Source organism: Chitinophaga sp. YIM B06452 (genome assembly GCF_039655965.1).
Lineage (GTDB): Bacteria > Bacteroidota > Bacteroidia > Chitinophagales > Chitinophagaceae > Chitinophaga.
Map to the genome: position 1 here is coordinate 91,064 of NZ_JAWLKY010000007.1, position 18,544 is coordinate 109,607.

At 51.2% G+C, this 18,544-nt stretch carries 10 protein-coding genes; 9 read left to right on the forward strand and 1 reads right to left on the reverse strand.

Features of this window, described 5'->3' with window-relative positions:
- Positions 1-14 precede the first annotated feature (14 nt).
- The gene (locus tag R3I13_RS24575) at positions 15-398 is read right to left on the reverse strand and encodes a response regulator (RefSeq protein ID WP_346320642.1); all 384 of its coding nucleotides are present in this window, start codon (positions 396-398) and stop codon (positions 15-17) included.
- 537 nt (positions 399-935) lie between these two features.
- Here R3I13_RS24575 and R3I13_RS24580 point away from each other — a divergent pair.
- The 9 genes from R3I13_RS24580 to R3I13_RS24620 all read left to right on the forward strand — a co-directional run bounded on the left by R3I13_RS24580 (position 936) and on the right by R3I13_RS24620 (position 18,540).
- Positions 936-2,117 (forward strand): glycosyltransferase family 2 protein, encoded by a 1,182-nt coding sequence (locus tag R3I13_RS24580; protein WP_346320643.1) that lies wholly within the window; start codon positions 936-938, stop codon positions 2,115-2,117.
- Positions 2,114-3,301 (forward strand): acyltransferase family protein, encoded by a 1,188-nt coding sequence (locus R3I13_RS24585; RefSeq protein WP_346320644.1) that lies wholly within the window; start codon positions 2,114-2,116, stop codon positions 3,299-3,301. The genes R3I13_RS24580 and R3I13_RS24585 overlap by 4 nt, the downstream gene beginning before the upstream one ends.
- A gap of 236 nt (positions 3,302-3,537) precedes the next feature.
- Positions 3,538-10,281, forward strand: coding sequence for a fibronectin type III domain-containing protein (locus tag R3I13_RS24590; RefSeq protein WP_346320645.1), 6,744 nt, complete (start codon positions 3,538-3,540; stop codon positions 10,279-10,281).
- 108 nt (positions 10,282-10,389) lie between these two features.
- A complete protein-coding gene (locus R3I13_RS24595; RefSeq protein ID WP_346320646.1) occupies positions 10,390-12,573 on the forward strand; it encodes a Wzz/FepE/Etk N-terminal domain-containing protein in 2,184 nt (727 codons plus the stop codon).
- Complete coding sequence (locus tag R3I13_RS24600; RefSeq protein WP_346320647.1) at positions 12,573-13,664, forward strand: acyltransferase; 1,092 nt, start codon at positions 12,573-12,575, stop codon at positions 13,662-13,664. Before R3I13_RS24595 ends, R3I13_RS24600 begins: the two co-directional genes overlap by 1 nt.
- 24 nt (positions 13,665-13,688) lie before the next feature.
- Positions 13,689-15,038: a flippase gene (locus R3I13_RS24605; protein WP_346320648.1), complete on the forward strand. Its 1,350-nt coding sequence runs from the start codon at positions 13,689-13,691 to the stop codon at positions 15,036-15,038.
- On the forward strand, positions 15,035-16,240 hold the full coding sequence (locus tag R3I13_RS24610) for a glycosyltransferase (RefSeq protein WP_346320649.1): 1,206 nt from the start codon (positions 15,035-15,037) through the stop codon (positions 16,238-16,240). Before R3I13_RS24605 ends, R3I13_RS24610 begins: the two co-directional genes overlap by 4 nt.
- A 124-nt stretch (positions 16,241-16,364) precedes the next feature.
- Positions 16,365-17,858 carry an O-antigen ligase family protein gene (locus tag R3I13_RS24615; protein WP_346320650.1) on the forward strand — a complete coding sequence of 498 codons (1,494 nt, stop codon included), beginning with the start codon at positions 16,365-16,367 and terminating at the stop codon, positions 17,856-17,858.
- Positions 17,848-18,540, forward strand: a complete 693-nt coding sequence (locus R3I13_RS24620) for a TolC family protein (RefSeq protein WP_346320651.1) — start codon at positions 17,848-17,850, stop codon at positions 18,538-18,540. Before R3I13_RS24615 ends, R3I13_RS24620 begins: the two co-directional genes overlap by 11 nt.
- The last annotated feature ends 4 nt before the right edge of the window (positions 18,541-18,544 follow it).

Genomic DNA, 18,544 nt, shown 5'->3' on the forward strand with positions numbered 1-18,544 from the left:
GCCGTCACAATGGATCATGAAACAGCTTCAATAGGTAATGTATTCAACTTCATATCTACCAAACTCACAAGATTTGTCGGGTCAAACGGTTTCTGGATGATCTTTACCACGTTGGAAGGCACCAGCGCCATGTCTTCTACCTGGGTACCGGTTACTACCATTACCGGGATGTCATTGTAAAGAAGATTCTCATTCAGCACGCCGGTAAGTTCCCAGCCGTCCATCTGGGGCATTTGTATATCTGTGATGATCAGGTCTGGCGTATTACCATTATTCAACCACATCAGCGCACTCAAACCATCGCCCGCGGCAACCACCCTGTATTTTTTCTGCAGCATCGCCTCCAGTAACAACCTCAGCGCGGGACTATCATCTACTACAAGTACTAATTTCTTCATCGTTCTATGTTTAGAAAATTAAAGACTAACTTTTAAACCATTGCCGTAAACATCCGGTTTGATTTTCTACAGATGCATAAGCGGTTAACGGTCATCTTTGATTTTCCAGGGGATAGGTTGAAAACAGTCATATGGGCCGTTGCCTTCCGACGCGCGAAACGATCGCAGGGAGTCAGGCAGTCAGTAAACCATACTAATAGTTAATGAAGAATTTCAGAGGAGATGGCTAAGTTGTAGTGCTGGTTAAAAACAGGGTAAATTTACTCGAATTTTTCGGAATGCAACAAGAAAAATAATTTTCCGTACTTATCCCGTTGCTAAATCCAGGTATAAACCCCTTATCTGTTTGCAACCGAGCGTAAAAGTATAATAATTATTTATTTTTAATACCTGGATTTTGGCAAGCGAGCATATTTTTCCTGTGAATGGCGTAATATCATTCGTAAACGGAGGAGAAACGTTCCCGGGATACCGGTAGTTTTAAAATGGTTTCAAAATTGTTTTATAACTTGCCTCCTGATTTACCCCGCCTTATACATGAGCATTACCAAGACGATATTGTTTTCAGGACTATTTATCCTCTTTTTCAGCTACATAGGATACGGTATCCTTTCATGGATACTGGTAAAGATCAAACGGCTGCTTTCCGGTCCGGCAAAGCCTCTCCCTTCTTTCACACCACCTGTTGCGCTGGTGATCGCCGCCTATAACGAGGCGGCCGTGATACGCGGGAAGATAGAGAATACCCTGGCGCTGAATTATCCCCCGGACCTGCTGGATATTATATTTATTACCGACGGCTCTACTGACGGTACGCCGGACATTATCCGGGAGTACCCTTCTATACAACTATTGCATGAGCCGGCCCGCCGTGGTAAAACAGCTGCGCTCAACCGCGCGATGGAGCAGGTAACCGCTCCCGTTGTTATTTTCTGCGATGCCAATACCCTCCTGAACAGGGATGCTATTATTAATATTACCCGCCATTACAGCGATCCGCTTACCGGCGGCGTAGCCGGGGAAAAGAAAGTAATGGCCGGCAACGGCGCCGAAAGCACGGAAGGCGTGTACTGGAAATATGAATCCGCGCTGAAACGGATAGACGCGGCGCTTTATTCCGTAGTAGGCGCCGCCGGCGAGCTTTTCTCCATCCGCAGGGAGCTTTACAGGCCGGTAGAACCCGAAGTGATCCTGGATGATTTTATTATATCCCTCCGTGCCAATATGAGCGGGTACCGTATTGCCTACGAGCCCGGGGCATATGCGATGGAAGCGCCTTCCGCGTCTATCCCGGAAGAATACAAAAGAAAGGTCCGCATTGCGGCAGGCGGCTTCCAGTCTATCGTAATGCTGGCCCCGCTGCTGAACATCTTCCGGTACGGGCTGCTTTCTTTCCAGTATACGGGCCACCGCGTGCTCCGCTGGACGCTGGCCCCGCTGAGCCTCGTACTGGTGCTTGTTGCGAACATAATATTGGTTGCGCAGCAGGCAGGCGGCGTCTACACACTCCTGCTGATCCTGCAAATATGCTTCTATGCCGCATCTGCGCTGGGTTACCTGCTGGCGCTCAGGAAAAGGAAAGTAAAGCTGCTGTATATTCCTTTTTATTTTTCATTTATGAACCTGGCAGTGTTCCATGGCTTTTTCCGCTTTATCAGAAAACGGCAGTCCGCCGTATGGGTAAAAGCTGAAAGAGCGCCTGCCACCCAGCGTATATGACACATTCACCTACCCGCAACGGCGGCAACCAGGCCCGCATTTACAGCATGGACGCGCTAAGGGCGCTCGCCATGTTCCTCGGCGTTGCGCTGCATGCCGCTATGCCCTTTACAGTAAAGGATTTCCCGGGCTTTTACCATGACCCTTCCTATAGTAATATTGCTTTCGACCTGACTTACTTCCTGATCCATATTTTCAGGATGCAGCTGTTTTACCTCATCGCGGGTTTCTTTTTCAGGCTGCTATACCAGAAGATCGGCGCTATTGCCTTCATGAAACACCGCGCACAGCGCATTCTCCTCCCCTTCATAGCCGGCCTGATCTTTATATTGCCGCTTACTTACCTGCCGGGCGTTTACGAGCGTGTAACCGAAGGCGGGGCACACTTCACCGGCGCCGATGCAGCCGCCATTTTCAGGGATATTATTATCTGGCGGGGCCCGTTGCACCTGTGGTTCCTTTATTACCTGATGATCATGTACCTGGCCGGCCTCGCTATGGTAAAATGGTGCTGGCCCCTGATACGCAGGTACAGTGGCCCGGCGCGGCTGGTGATGTTCCGGATGCATGCTGCCGCAGCGCTTGCAGTACTTGCAGTATTATCTTTCCTGACATTGCTGCTTTTTGATACGCCGTTCATACAATATGCGCCAGGGTTAGTACCGCGACTGTCGTACCTGCTGTACTACGGATGCTTCTTCTATGCAGGCTGGGTGCTGCATGCAGGCATGAAAGAATTTTTCCCGCCGTTGAAAAAATATTCATTGGCGCTTGCGCTTACAGGCGCCGCCATTGCGGTTTACCTGGGTCTGGCTGAAGGAGCTAAGCACATACAGATGCCGGTAATATCAATAAAGGTTTTGGCCACCGCGGCTACCATACTGCTGGTAACCGGGGTGATGGGTATATTCCTGCGCTGGGTGAATGCCGAAAAACCATCCCTGCGTTATTTATCAGATTCTTCCTACTGGATCTACCTGGTGCATGTAGGCATCCTGAACGCGGTGGAACCATGGCTGGGAAAAACAACGGTCTGGGGACCGGGAAAATTTTTTATCAGTATTGCTATCACCTTACTGGTAGGGCTTTTCAGCTATCATTGGCTGGTGAGATACACGTTCATTGGCTATTACCTGCACGGACCGCGCAAACGCAGCCCGGAAACAGCTGTAAAAGAAGCATAGCTTACAGTATATATTTAAATTATTTGTTAATTGCCTAAAAATTATTGCGCGATTAAAAAAAAGATATACTTTTACATTCTGAAAAGTATACCCCAACCTTATCCTCATTTAAAGCCTGCACAATTTATTTTTGACCATCCTCTCATGAAAAGCCACTCAGTATTGAGTGGAATTAAAACTATTTTCAACTCTTTGCTGGGTAAGCAAAATCGGTTTATAACTGAAACACTTACCATATGCGTAAATTTTACTTATTTATCCTTCTTTTCTGCCTGGGCTGCTTCCACGATGGCCTTGCGCAGGTGTTCAATTCAGGGGATAATGTAATCAATTATGACCCCAATAATCCCCCGGAAACTCCAGCCTGGGGCACTATCGCAAAGTGGGTAAGAACCCCGCGCAGCGCAGTAAATTTCACCAACAAAGACTCCTACAAGGCTTACTACCTGAGCGGGATGCCCTTTCGTTTGAAATTCCCTAAAACCTATCAGCAAGGTGTAAATGATGGAAAGAAATATCCACTCATGATCTTCCTGCATGGCCGCGGTGAATCCGGTGGCATTTATGACAACGAATATTCCCTTTACCATGGCGGCGGCAAGTTCTGCGCAGCCGTGGATAACGGCAAGTTCGACGGCTTTATCCTTGTTCCGCAAAGCACAACAGGCTTCTTCGGCAATCCCCAGTACGATTTTATCAAACAGATACTGGATGAGCTGATCGAGAACAATAAGCTGGACGAGAACAGGATATTTGTAAACGGCCTTTCCGCAGGCGGTACTGAAACATGGGAATTCATGTTCAGGTATCCCAAGGTGATAGCAGGTTTCCTGCCTATCAGCGGCTGCTCTATCGCTTACAGGGACCAGGTAAATGTATTTCAGTACATTCCCATGTGGATCTTCCAGGGCGGGCTGGACAACAACCCGCACCCCAACACCACGCAGGCTGTAGTTGACGCTGCGCTGGCGATCGGTTCGAATGTAAAACAGACGCTTTACCCCGATGGCGGGCACGGTATCTGGAACAGGGCCTGGGATAATACCGACTTCTGGCCGTTCCTGAACAGGCAACATAAAGCTAACCCCTGGCCCCGCAGCGGGCATAACGAATTTTGCCCCGGCGAGACCGTAAACGTTATTCTGGGCCTCACATCCGGATTCGACGGGTATGAATGGCGGAAAGACGGTGTAGTAATACCCGGTGCAAACGGTCACGAGCTGACAGTTACCTCACTCGGTACCTACGATGCAAGGATCAAAAGAGGCACCGAATGGTCCCCCTGGTCTCCTACCCCCGTGGTCGTGAAAATAAAAGCGGCAACGCAAACGCCTCCCATCACCATCGAAGGATTGATGAGTAAAGTATTGCCCGCTACCGACGGTAAAAACTATGTTACATTGAGCCTGCCCGAAGGTTATACTTCTTACCTCTGGCAAAAAGTGGGTTCCACTGAAACCCTGGGCACCAGCAGAACGCTCACTGCTTCTACTACCGGCCAGTACCAGGCAAACGTGACCGAGCAATTCGGCTGCTCCAGCGCCTTCTCTGCTCCTTTCACGGTAATACCCGCCAATGGCCCCAACCCGCCGGCGCCTGCTTCAGGGCTCACTGCAACGGCCATTTCAAAAGTAGCTATCACCCTCGACTGGACGGATAACCCGAATGCCGTTTATAACGAAACCGGCTACGAGATCTACCGCTCCGGCGCTGCCGGCGGCCCGTACGAGCTGGTGAAAATAACCGCTCCCAACGCCACTTCCTTCACCAACGAAGGGCTGGCTCCCAATACTAAATACTTCTATGTACTGAGGGCTGTAAATAATACGGCCGCGGCTACACTGAGCAATGAAGCCACTGCCACCACCCAGGTGGATGCAAACGCGCCCACTGCTCCTACCAACCTGAAGATCACCGGTACCAGCGCTTCTTCGGTTTCACTGTCATGGGGCCCTTCCTTCGATGATGTGGGCATTTTCAAATATGACATTTTTGTGAACGGCATCAAGTCGTACACCGTAGAACCAGATGAATCAGATTTCACAGTATTTAACCTGAATAAAGATTCTCTTTACACTTTCGTGGTGAAAGCCCGCGACCTTGCCGGTAATATTTCTCCCAGGAGCAACCAGGTAAGCAGCAAGGCTGTAGCTAATGGCCTTAACTACAGGGTATACAACGGTACATGGTCTACATTGCCGAACTTCAACACGCTCACGCCTGTTAAGACCGGCAACTCCCCCACTGTAGACATCAGCGTAAGAAACCAGAACGATAACTTCGGTATCGTTTGGGAAGGGATGATCCGCATCCCGGTAACAGGCAGCTATACCTTCATCACTACTTCAGATGACGGCAGCAAATTGTGGATCGATACGGATTACAATGCCAGCGCCACCCCGTTGGTGAATAACGATGGCCTGCACGGCTCTCAGAGCCGCGAGGGTACTGTTACCCTGACCGCGGGCATGCACAAGATCGCCATTGCGTTCTTTGAACAGGGTGGTGGCGAAAGCTGCACCGTGTCCTGGAAAAACACCGCGCACGGTGTGACCAGCGCCCAGGTAATACCCGCTGAATATTTCAGGGATGTTGTCACCCCCGGCGGCCCGTTGCCTAAAGCTCCGGGTAATATCCTGGCCACTGCGCTGTCTTATAATAAAATACAGCTCACCTGGGCAGACAGCAGCAATAATGAAAGCGGTTTCGAGATATACCGTTCCACCAGCCAGTCCGGCGAGTACACCATCATAGCGACCACCGCTGCCAACAAGGTGTCTTACCTGGACAGCAACCTGACTGCGCAGACCACCTACTACTACCGCGTACAGGCCATCAACAAATACGGCGGTTCCGGCTTCAGCCCTTCTGAAAGCGGCGCCCTGCATTACGGTGTTTACGCGATACCCACCTCGCAGAATTCATTGCCTGACTTCAATTCGCTTACACCAGTTATTACCGGTCTTACACCGAATGTAAACCTGGGCGTAAGGGACAGGGATGATTATTTCGCCCTGAAGTTCTCCGGCTATATTAATATTCCTGTTGCAGGCACGTATACTTTCTATACCACATCAGATGATGGAAGCAAGCTGTATATCGGCGATTTCAATGAATCCAATGTGGTGGTGAATAATAACTTCGTGCAGAATGCGACCGAAAGATCCGGCACCAAGACACTCGCTGTGGGCAGGTACCAGTTCCATGTAACATTCTTCGCGAAGAACGGCAGCCAGTCGCTTACCACCCGGTATGCAGGCCCCGGCATCACCAAGCGTGTTATTCCCGACAGCGTGTTTATCAACAAGAAGATGTTCGCCACTACGCAGGCAATGCCCCCGGCTCCTGTAGCGCCTACAACCCTTGCGGCCACGGCGCTCAGCTCCAGCCAGATCAAGCTCACCTGGGCAGACAATTCTAATAACGAAACCCAGTTCGAGATACACCGTTCCGTGAACGATGCCAATAACTTCAGGTTGTTTGCAACAGTAGGCGCCAATGCAACTGCACAGGGCACTTACACCGATACCGCGTTGTTTGCCAATGTTCAGTATTTCTACAAAGTGCTGGCGAAGAATGAGGGCGGCAGCTCTGTATTCAGCAACACAGCCGGTACTCCTACCCTGAACAATGTACCGGTGCTCACACAGCTTAGCAACCGTTCCGTAAGGTATGGCACACAGCTGGTGCTGAACCTGACTGCAACTGATGCAGACGGTGAGAACCTGACCATCACTTCGGCCAATGTTCCCGCAGCTTTCGGCACTTTCAGCACCGCGCCCGGCACTGCTACGCTCACCTTCAATCCTACAATGGCGCATGAAGGCGTATATAACAATATCACTGTTACGGCGGCAGACCAGCACGGCGGCAGCGTGTCCACCTCATTCAACCTGACGGTGAACGACAATTACAGCCCGGTGATCGGCGCAGTGTCTAACGTATCCGTTAACGAAAACGCGTCACAGGTTGTAAACCTTTCCGCTACCGACGCCAATGCAGGTGAAACAGTACAGTGGAGCGCCCAGGGCCTGCCCGGCTTCGCTACGCTGACGCCGAACGGCAACAGCGCCCAGATCAATGTGGCTCCGACCTTCATTGACGCCGGCACTTACAATGTAACCATAGAAGCCAACGACGGCCGCGGCGGTATCGACAGCAAAACATTCACGATCACCGTGACCGACGTGAACCCGAGCCGCTCCATCTATGTGAACTTCACAGATGGCTCTTACCCGGCTGCCGCTCCGTGGAACAATACCAATAAACAGCCTGTTCAGAACGACCTGTTTGCAAACCTGAAAGACCAGAACAACGTGGCCACCACGGTAGGCATCAGTATTGTAAGCGCATGGCAGGCGCTGGGCAATGGTTCCAACTACTTTGGCACCACCACCGGCAATAACTCCGGCGTGTACCCGGACAACGTGATGAAAACTGCCTACTGGTCCAACACCACGCAGCAGACCTTCAAGCTGGTTGGCCTTAACAGCACCAGCAAATACAATCTTACTTTCTTCGGCGCACGCGGCGATGTGAGCGACAACAGGATGACCAACTATACCGTTGGCGCTACCACCGTGTCTCTCCAGACTGCGAACAATAAAACGAATACCGTTTCCATCAACAACATTTCACCCGATGCCAACAATGAGATCGTGGTGAACCTGAAGAATGGCACCGGTTCCGTATATTCTTACCTCAATGCGCTGGTGATACAGGTGAATTATGACGACGGCAACGCTCCCGCCAAACCGGCCAACCTGGCGCTCGCTTCCACCAGCAATGGTGTGAACGTAACCTGGAAAGACGTGGCGTTCAACGAAACCGCATACGAAGTATACCGCTCCGCCACGACCGTTGCGGGCCCGTATACACTGCTGAACCCGGCATTGGGTAACGCTAATGCTGCAAGCTACCTGGATACGTCTGCCAAGGCTAATAAACAGTACTTCTATGCTGTAAGGGCTATCAACGACCATGGCGCTTCCGCATATACCGATACCCTGGGCATCCAGACCGGCAACAACAATCCGAAGCTGGACAGCATTGCCAATGTATTGATCAAGAACAACGAAACGTTTACCATCAACCTGGTGGCTAAAGACGATGCCGGCGATGTGCTCACCCTGAAATCCACCAACCTGCCCTCTTTCGCCCACCTGACAGACAACGGCGACGGTACCGGCAGCATCAGCATCACACCGGCCGCAGGCGATGTGGGCAAATATGCCAACATCAACGTAGTGGCTACCGACAACCAGGGCGGCAGCACCACCAGGACGTTCACCATCCAGATCCGCGACAAGAACGTGACATCTGTATACGTGAACTTTAACCAGTCGCCCTCTGCAGATGCACCCTGGAATAACTTCAACAGCTACCCCGGCGCCAACGCGGCTATCGCCAACCTGGCAGACGAAACCGGCACGCTGAGCGGCATCAGGATACAGCTGCTGGACGCCTTTACCGGCACCAACGCAGTAGGCGCTACCACCGGCAACAACTCCGGCGTATACCCGGACAACGTGATAGCCACCAACTACTACACCAGCGAGGCTACGGCGAGAAGGATCAGGCTGTCTAACCTGCCGGCCAATTACCGCTACAACATTACGTTCTTCAACAGCCGCCAGGGCAACGACAACAAGAACACAGTATTCACCGTAGGCGCATCTTCAGTGACCCTGAACGCTGCCAACAACAGCACCAACACCGTTAAGATCAACGGCATTGCCGCAGATGCTTCCGGTAACATCGAGTTCACCGTGCATAAAGCCACCGGCGCGCAATACGGCTACATCAACGCTATCGTGCTGCAATACTACCTGGACGACGGTACCCCGCTGGCGCCGGCCAATGCCAAAGCACAGGCCAAATCCAAGACCAGCATTCAGCTTACCTGGATGGACAACTCCAACAACGAGACCGGTTTTGAAGTATGGCGCTCAACAGACAACAGCAACTTCAGCCTGCTGGGTAGCGTAGGCAATAACGTAAACACCTATACGGACAATGGCCTGGCAGTAGATTCACGCTACTACTATAAAGTAAGGGCACTGAAAGGCGCTGTTCAGTCTGACTTCAGCAATGTTGCATCTGCCGCCACTTTCAGGAATGCAGTGTACATCAACATGAACGTATTCAACCCCGCAGGCGCACCGTGGAACAACACGAACAATCCTCCTGCACAGGGCCTTGAATTCCCGAACCTGAAAGATGACAACAACGACAACACCGGTATGACCATGGTGATCCAGAAAGCGTTCACCGGCGACAATCCGTTCGGCATGAATACCGGCAACAACTCCGGTATCTATCCTGACAACGTGATCAGCAGCACTTACTGGGTAGACGCTGGCCAGACCGCAGAACTGAAGATCAAGGGTCTGAACCTCGCCAAGAAATACAACTTCGTATTCTTTGCAAGCCGCGACGGTAGCGGAGACAGAACGTCCAACTACACTATCGGTACAACGACAGTATCGCTGAACGCAGGGTACAATATCAGCAACACCGTACAGATCAACGACGTATCGCCCGACCAGAACGGCGAAGTGCTGATCTCCGTAACCAACGGCGGTACCTCCATCTACGGCTACATCGGCGCACTGGTGATCCAGTCTTACACTCCGGAAGGAAGCGAGCTTGACCCGTCGCTGGTGATGGCGCGCGGAAACTTCAACACGGGAGCCGCAACACCGGCCAATCTTGAGCTGACCAGGGCTTACCCGAATCCGTTCGTGAACACCGTGAACCTGGATGTGACCGCCAGCGGCAACTCCAACAACCTCCTGATCAATGTATCAGATGTTAGCGGAAGGGTGCTGTATACGAAGATGCTTGGCAAACTCCCGGCAGGTAATCACAGGGTTACGCTTGATCTTGGAGCACAGGCCATCCCGGGCGGATTGTACGTGCTGAGCCTTGTAGACGGAAATAAAGTGGTTAAAACCATAAAAATAGTGAAGAGCAAGTAGCACCTTCAGACGAGATTTAAGGTTTGTTACCGAAAAAATCCGGCTCAACACCGGATTTTTTCGGGCTACTCAGATTAGATTATTTTACACTTTAATGAAAGAGAGAATATGGATCTGATTTATTTGTTTAAGGCATTGATGAAGAGAAAGTGGCTGATCCTGCTCAGCACACTGATGGCCGTAGCAGCCGCTTTCCTGCTAACCATGAAACAGGAGATGCTTTATAAATCCACCGCGCAGATCGCAACGGGATTTACCAGCACCGAGCAGGTGAAGCTGAAAGACGAGAGCTTTAACATCTACGAAATTGATTCCAAGTTCAGCAACGTGATCGAATCACTCAAATCCCCCCGCGTGCTGAGCATGACCTCTTATAGCCTCCTGCTGCACGACCTGCAGAACCCCGGGAAGGAATTCAGGAACCTTACCGCCGAAAACAAAAAAGAGGCCGCATACAGCACCATGAACCGGGCGAAGGTCATTGAAGTGCTTACCAAACACTACAACGAGGAAAAGCTGCTTAGCTCCTACGATCCTGAAGACAGGAAGATACTTGAGCTGCTGAAACTCTTCAAATATGATCTTGAGACCCTCCGTTACGTGCTCTACGCCGGCAGGGTACAGCGTACGGACTTTATTGACGTCACCTACCGTTCTGTAAACCCCGAGCTGTCTGCCTACATCGTGAACCAGATCGTGACGGAATTTTTCAGGAACCATGAATCTTCCCGCAACCAGCAGACCGTACAGAACATAGAAACACTGAAAAAGCTGGTGGATCAGAAGAGAGAGGAGCTGGACCTCAAGATCGGCAATATTAAAACAATGGGCACCATGGACGTGTCCGTTGAAAGTTCCAGCAAGCTGGAACAGGTAAGTAATTTCGAAAACCGCCTGGCGGACGAAAAGAGCATCTATAACAGTGCTGTTCTTGCCCTGCAGCAGCTTAGCGGCAAGCTGTCGGAGATCGAAAAAACGACCACCCAGAACGCATCTGCCGCCAAGGCCCTGAGTAATGAGCTGAGCGTAGCGAAAGCACAGATGAACGATGCATACAACGAGTATCTGTCCAAAGGCTCCAACAACACCGAACTGTTCAATAAATACCAGCAGAAAAAAACAGAATACAAGAACAAGCTGCTGTCTCTCGCTTCGGCCTCCCCTGCTTCTTCCGGTACTTCGCAGGCCGACCTTACCCAGAAAAAGAGCGAACTGGAACTGCAGATCAAGAGTGCGGAAAGGAATATCCAGGATTACGAGCAGAAGATCCGCCAGCTGAACTCCAGCATTGGCGCAGCCGCATCCAGGAATGCCAATAACCTTGCCCTGCAGAAAGAGGTAGAGCTGGCGCAGCAGGAATATGAAGCAGTGAAGACCCGTTACGACGCGGCACTGAACAACAAGATCGCGCCGATGGACAACTTCCGCCAGCTGCTGTACGGCCAGCCCGCCGTAGAGCCCGAGCCTTCCAAAAGGCTGATCATACTGGCACTTTCCGGCATGTCTATGTTCGTGTTCTGCTGTATCGTGATCATCTTCATGGAATATATCGACCTGTCCATCAAAACGCCGTCGCAATTCCAGCGGATCACAGACCTGCGGCTGCTGGGCGTGGTGAACAACATCAACCTGAAAAAGATCACTTTTGAGAACATCTTCCAGGAAGAAAGCCCTAAAGAAGGCAATGCCGTGTTCCGCCAGCTGCTCCGCAAGCTGCGCTATGAAATAGACAACAGCGGCAAGCAGGTGTTCCTGTTTACCAGCGCAAGGTCCGGCGAAGGCAAGTCTGCCATCATCGTTGCCCTGGCCCACAGCCTGAGCCTCAGCCATAAAAAAGTGCTGATCATTGATACGCATTTCCCGCACAACACGCTCACTGCGGAGTTTGAAGCATCGCCTACACTGGAGCAGTTTCATACTGCTAAGACCGCCGCATTGGAAAATCAGCTCCAGACGCTGATAAGCGCCACCGGCATTCCCAACGTGGATATCATTGGCTGTCAGGGAGGAGAATACACCCCGGATGAGATACTGAAGCCAGGCAACCTGCTGGATCACATGGACATCCTCAAAACCAGGTACGACTTTATTCTCATGGAAGGCGCGCCGCTCAACAAACGGTCAGACACCAAGGAGCTGATGAAATACGCAGAAACGATCATAGCGGTGGTATCCGCCAAGTCCAGCGTAAAGCAGACGGACAAGGAGAGTATCGAGTTCCTCGCAAGCCTTAACGGGAAATTCAGCGGCGCTGTGCTGAATATGGTTGAACACGAAAATATCGATATCTGATGAGCAGGCAGCTGCCAGGACTAACAGTACAGAGCAACCGGCTCGCCTGGATAGACTATGCGCGGGGGATCGCCATCATCCTGGTGCTCTACCGTCATATTTTTGAAGGTATCACGCGCTCCGGTGTGGATGACTCAAAATTCCAGTGGCTGGAAAATGCCAATATCATTTTCTACAGCTTCAGGATGCCGCTGTTCTTTATCCTTTCCGGCATTTTTATCGCGAAAAGCCTGGCGAAGAGAAAAATGAAGGGGCTGATCCTGAACAAAGTGAATATCCTGCTGTATCCTTACCTGTTGTGGTCGGCGTTGCAGATCACCATTCAGATACTGCTGAGCGGCTATGTGAATGCGGACCGCGGATGGGTGGACTACGCCTATATCCTGGCCTTCCCGAGGCGGATAGACCAGTTCTGGTACCTCTACGCGCTTTTCAACGTCACCGTGCTGTATATCATTATGCGGGAGAAACTCCGCTTCAACGCCTGGCATCAGCTGCTGCTGGGAGGCGCTATGTACATGGCTTCCAGCTACGTGGCCATCCGTCATATCGACCTTGGGTTTATCTATGACATCCTGCATTATTACATGTTCTTTGCGATCGGCGAACTGGTGGCCGGCAAGATACTGGACAACGCGAATTTCAAGCTGTTCAGTTCCTGGAAGCTCATGCTGGGCCTGCTGCCTTTCTTTGCCGCGGGGCAGCTCTACTTCCTGCTGACCAACCTTGACCACAACAGCGCATTATATGTGGAAGAGCACCAGCCGCTCCTTTTTGGCCTCATTGCGCTGTGCGGCTGCGCGTTTATGATCAGCATCTCTTTCATCCTGCAGAAATACGACCGGTTGAAACTATTGCGGGTGGCGGGATATCATTCCCTTTACATCTACGTGTCGCATGTGCTGGTGGCTTCCGCCGTACGCATGGTGATGGTGAAAGTGCTGGGCGTCACGTATCTCCCGGCGTTGCTGATCGTATGCCTGCTGTTTGCCGTAACCGTGCCGGTGCTGATGTACCAGCTGGCCATGCGGGCCGGGCTGTGGTGGCTTTACAGCCTCGAAAGGCCGGATGCAAAAGCGGCAATGAACTGATTTAATTAGATGGAAACGAATAAAATGAGCACACCAAAATACACCTACTGGCTGAAATCCGGCATTTACAGCGGATTGCAAAAAGCCGCCGTGTTGCTTTTCGGCATCGGCAGCGTTTTGGTGCTCACCCGTTCTCTTACCAAATCCGAAATGGGCGTCTGGAATCTTTTCCTGCTGTTTGCAGGGATCATAGAAATTATCAGGCAGTCGCTGATCAAAAACTCCGTGATCAAATATATCAACAGCCACAGCCATGAGGAACACCCCGGCATCCAGTCTGCCGCTCTCGCCATCAATGCCGCCGTCACCCTGCTGATTGGCGTGCTGCTGGCTGCTTTTATTTATCCTGCGGGCGCTATGCTGAACGCCCCGGAGCTTTCACAGATCATTTACATCTTTTTACCCGGCCTGCTGCTCCTTATCCCCTTCTCTCATTTTGAATGGCTGCAAAACGCACATGCAGACTTCAGGGGCATCTTCTGGGCTTACAGCCTTCGCCAGGGATTATCTTTTTTATTGATCGTGCTGCACCTGCTGACCGCCCGAGAGATCAGTCTCGTCAACCTCGTATGGTACTATAACGCAGGCATTGCCGCAGGCGCCATCGTATCCTTTGTTTTTGCGCGGAAATTCCTTCATGCCGGTTTGAGTTTTTCACGGGCATGGGTAAAGAAACTCTGGCATTTCGGCAAATACGTGTTCGGAACAAATATCAGTTCCAGCATTTTCAGGAATACCGACCAGGTTGTCGTGGCTTCCATGGTTTCCACTTCCGCGGTGGCGCTGTATGGGGTTTGCATCCGCATTTCCAACCTGGTGGACGTGCCTTCGCAGGTGCTGGGAGACATCCTTTTCCCGAAAAGCGCCAGGATGATGGAATCGGGGAATCTTGAAGGCGTTAAATACTATTATGAAAAAGCGGTAGGCGTCATCCTGGCATTAGCTGTACCAGCCAGCCTCGTGATCATGCTGCTTCCCAAACTGGTACTCTCCATTATTGCGGGAAAAGAATATGCAGAAGCGGCAGCCATCCTGCAGGTCACCATCTTTTACGGCCTGTTCCTCCCCTTCATCAAACAATTCGGCACTATCATGGATTCTATCGGCCAGCCAAAAGTGAATTTTATCGTCATCACCTTTACGGCGGCTTTTAATATCGTAAGCTGCGTCACGCTCAGCCGTCTTACCGGTGTAATGGGCGCGGCGTATGGCAGCATGCTTTCTTACGGCGTTTGCCTCATTATCACCCAGGTGATACTGATCCGCAAACTGAAAATAAACCCGGTGAACGTCTGGAAATATATGTTCCGGTTTTACCCCGAAATGATCCGCATCCTGAAACAACGTTTTATGCTTAAACCCGTCGCCAAATGATCAGGAACCGTCATATCATCGTGGTGGGCCTGCAACCCTGGGATATCGGGATCGGCAGCAATTGCAAGAACATGGCCCTGGAGCTTTCCCGCCATAATAAGGTCTTGTATGTAAACAGGGCGCTGGACCGGATCACCGCGCTGCGGGCCGGCAACGACGCTAAAACGCAAAGAAGGAAAAGCAGCCTGAAAGGTGAAACAATGGACCTCCAGGCAGTAACCAGCTCGTTGTATACGCTGGACCCCCGCACCGTGCTTGAGTCCATCAACAAGGTGCCCTTCCCTTTCCTGTTCGACCTGCTGAACCGCATGAACAACAAACGGCTGGCGCGGGAGATCAACAGCGCGGCGGCCAGGCTGGGCTTCAGCAACCCGCTTCTTTTCATCGATAATGATTTCTTCAGGGCATTCTACCTGCCGGAATTATTGAACGGCGTTACCGAAACGATCTATTACATCAGGGATAATCTCACCAGCCAGCCCTATTTTAAACGGCATGGCGTGCGGCTTGAAAGGCAGCTGATGGCCAAAGCGACCATGGTGGCTGCAAACTCCGCTTTCCTTGCACGGTATGCCAGGCAATACAACGATCATTCGTATGATATAGGCCAGGGCTGCGAGTTCGGAACAGTTCCCGCTGTGCCGCCCGCAATGCCGGAAGACCTCAGGCAACTGCCCCGCCCGTTGATCGGTTACGTGGGCGCCCTGATCTCCAGCAGGCTGGATATCGGCCTGATCGAACATATCGCATTGGCGAAGCCTGCGTACAGCATCGTGCTCGTTGGCCCGGAAGATGGAACGTTCAGCGCAAGCAAGCTTCATCAACTGCCTAATGTCCATTTCCTCGGCAGCAAACCAGCCGGCATGCTCGGAGATTACATCAGCCAGTTTGACGTATGCCTGAATCCCCAGGCTGTCAATGAAATGACCATCGGCAATTATCCGCGGAAGATCGACGAATACCTTTTCTTTGGCAAACCGGTAGTGGCAACAGATACAGAGGCCATGCGCATGTTTGAAGATTATGTTTACCTGTGCAACGGGGCCGGGCCGTATGTGGAAGCGATCGATGCCGCGCTGGAAGAACAAAATAACGGAAGCAGCCTGGGCGGGCAAAGGAAACAATTTGCATTGTCCCATACCTGGGAAAACTGTATCGCAGCACTCGGGGAAAAATTCTCCGCTTTGAATAAATTAAACTGACAGCGTATGAAAGAGAATGATAAATTTTCCAATGACAAGATCATGGCAGCGATGGTAACCGCTTTCCTGGCGTTCACGATGATCTTCCTGTTCCTTAAAACAATATTTTTCTGAACCCGCAGAGATGGCCAGACTGACAATCCATAACGAAAATGCCTTCGCCGGCGCGAAGTTCCTGAACAGGCCCCTGGCGTACCTGCTGATGACCCTCAGCGCGGTTGCCATCGGGTTCCTTGTCAACAAGAACGAACTGATCGGTTTCGGGATCATCGGCGGCCTGCTCGGCATAACGGCCGCCGGTATCTGCCTGTTCAATACCAAGCTCGGTTTTTTCCTTACCACCGTTATCGGCTTCTTCGTGTTCTACATCAAGCGGATCACCAACGATGCATTACCAATGGGCATCGCGGTGGATGTGCTGATCGCGGTGACCTTTCTCGGTATTTACCTGAAAAAGACCGTTCAGAAAGAACGCCTGTGGTTATACTCCGGTAATCCCATTACGTACATCTATCTTGTGTATATCGGGTTTCTTTTCGTCCAGCTATTCAACCCTTCCATGGATTCGGTGCAGGGATGGATCTTTACGATGCGCAAGTTCTTCAACTTCCTGATGATCTATTTCATCGGGCTGCATATTTTCAAGACCAGGCAGGACGTCATAGATTATATCAAACTGTGGGTGATACTATCGGTGCTGGCGGGGGCATACGGTTGCTTCCAGCAATGGCATGGCCTGCTTGGCTTTGAGCACAACTGGGTAATGGCTGACCCCATCCGGTATAAACTGTATTTCCAGGGTGGCGATTTCAGGAAATTCTCTTTCCTCTCCGATCCCACAGCATACGGCATCCTGATGGCGAACGCTGTGGTATTCTGCGTGATCCTGCTGCTCAATACAACCAATAAAAGGTACCGCTTGCTACTGGGCGCCGGGATCATTCTGATGAGCCTTGGCATGGCGTATTCCGGAACGCGGACAGCGTTTTTTATGATCCCGTCCGGATTATCGGTGTACGTTCTGATGACGATCACCAACAAAAAAACGATGCTGTTTGCCGTAAGCTTCCTCATGATGTTCTGCACACTTGTGTTCGGGCCCTTTTACGGCAACGGCACTATCAACAGGATCCGGTCTACCTTCCAGTTCTCCAACGATGAGTCACTGAATGTGAGGGATGAAAACCGCGCGAGGATACAGCCTTACATCATGAACCATCCAATCGGGGGCGGCGTATGTACCAGCGGCGTGCTGGGGCTTGAATACAACCCCGGTCATCCGCTCGCCGGTTTTCCGCCAGACAGTGGCTACCTGCGCACAGCGATAGAAACCGGCTATACCGGGCTGCTGCTAACCTGCCTGATCTATTTTATTGTGCTGTATATGGGCGTCAGGAATTACTACCGGAGCAAGAACAATGATTACAGGCTGCTTTACCTCGGCATCGTGGCCAGCCTGTACTCGTATATAGTGGCGAACTACGCCCAGGTAGCCATCGGGCAGATGCCCGGGAGCCTGTTCTTCTACAGCGCAATGGCCATCATTATCAATATGGGAAATTTTGAAACCAAACAATACTTAAAACAACCTGAAAAAACAGCAACTCATGAAAAATAGCATTATCGTACTTGCGTTCTTGTTATGTTCCCTGTCAGTTTTTGCACAGACCCAGGCTCTCAAACCTGGAAACACAGCGGCTATCGAAGCGAAGCTGATAGAGCTCGCACTGGCTAACCCCGCCATGAAAGTAAGAGATTATGAAAGGGCAAAGACCGTGTCGGAACTGAATAAAGCAAGCGCTTCCTGGCTGAACTACGTAACTGCCAGCGCGAACCTGAACGCAGTTACCCTGAAGATCGTGGATCAGAACGAGTTGGGCACCCAACTGTATTACCCGTTGTGGAATGTCGGTATCAATGTTCCACTGGGTTCCCTGATCGGGAAAGGATCAGATGTGAAAATAGCCCGCAGGAACCTGGATATAGCCACAGCGCAACAGGAAATAGCGCGCCGCCAGATCACTGCGATGGTGCTCGCCAAGTTCAGGGATTACCAGAAAAACAAAGCGCTGCTGGAATTACAGCAGGAAGCTACCGAAGAGGACCAGGCTGCGTTTGAGCAGGCTGAAGCCAAATATTCCGCCAGCAGCATTACCTACGACGAATATAATGTCGCGTCAAAAAGGTATAAAGATGGCCAGGCCAGGATCATTACACTGGAAAGAGATATCGCCGTGTCTAAACTGGAAGTGGAAGAGATCATCGGGGTGAAGCTGGAAGATGTCATTAACGCTAAGTAGTAAT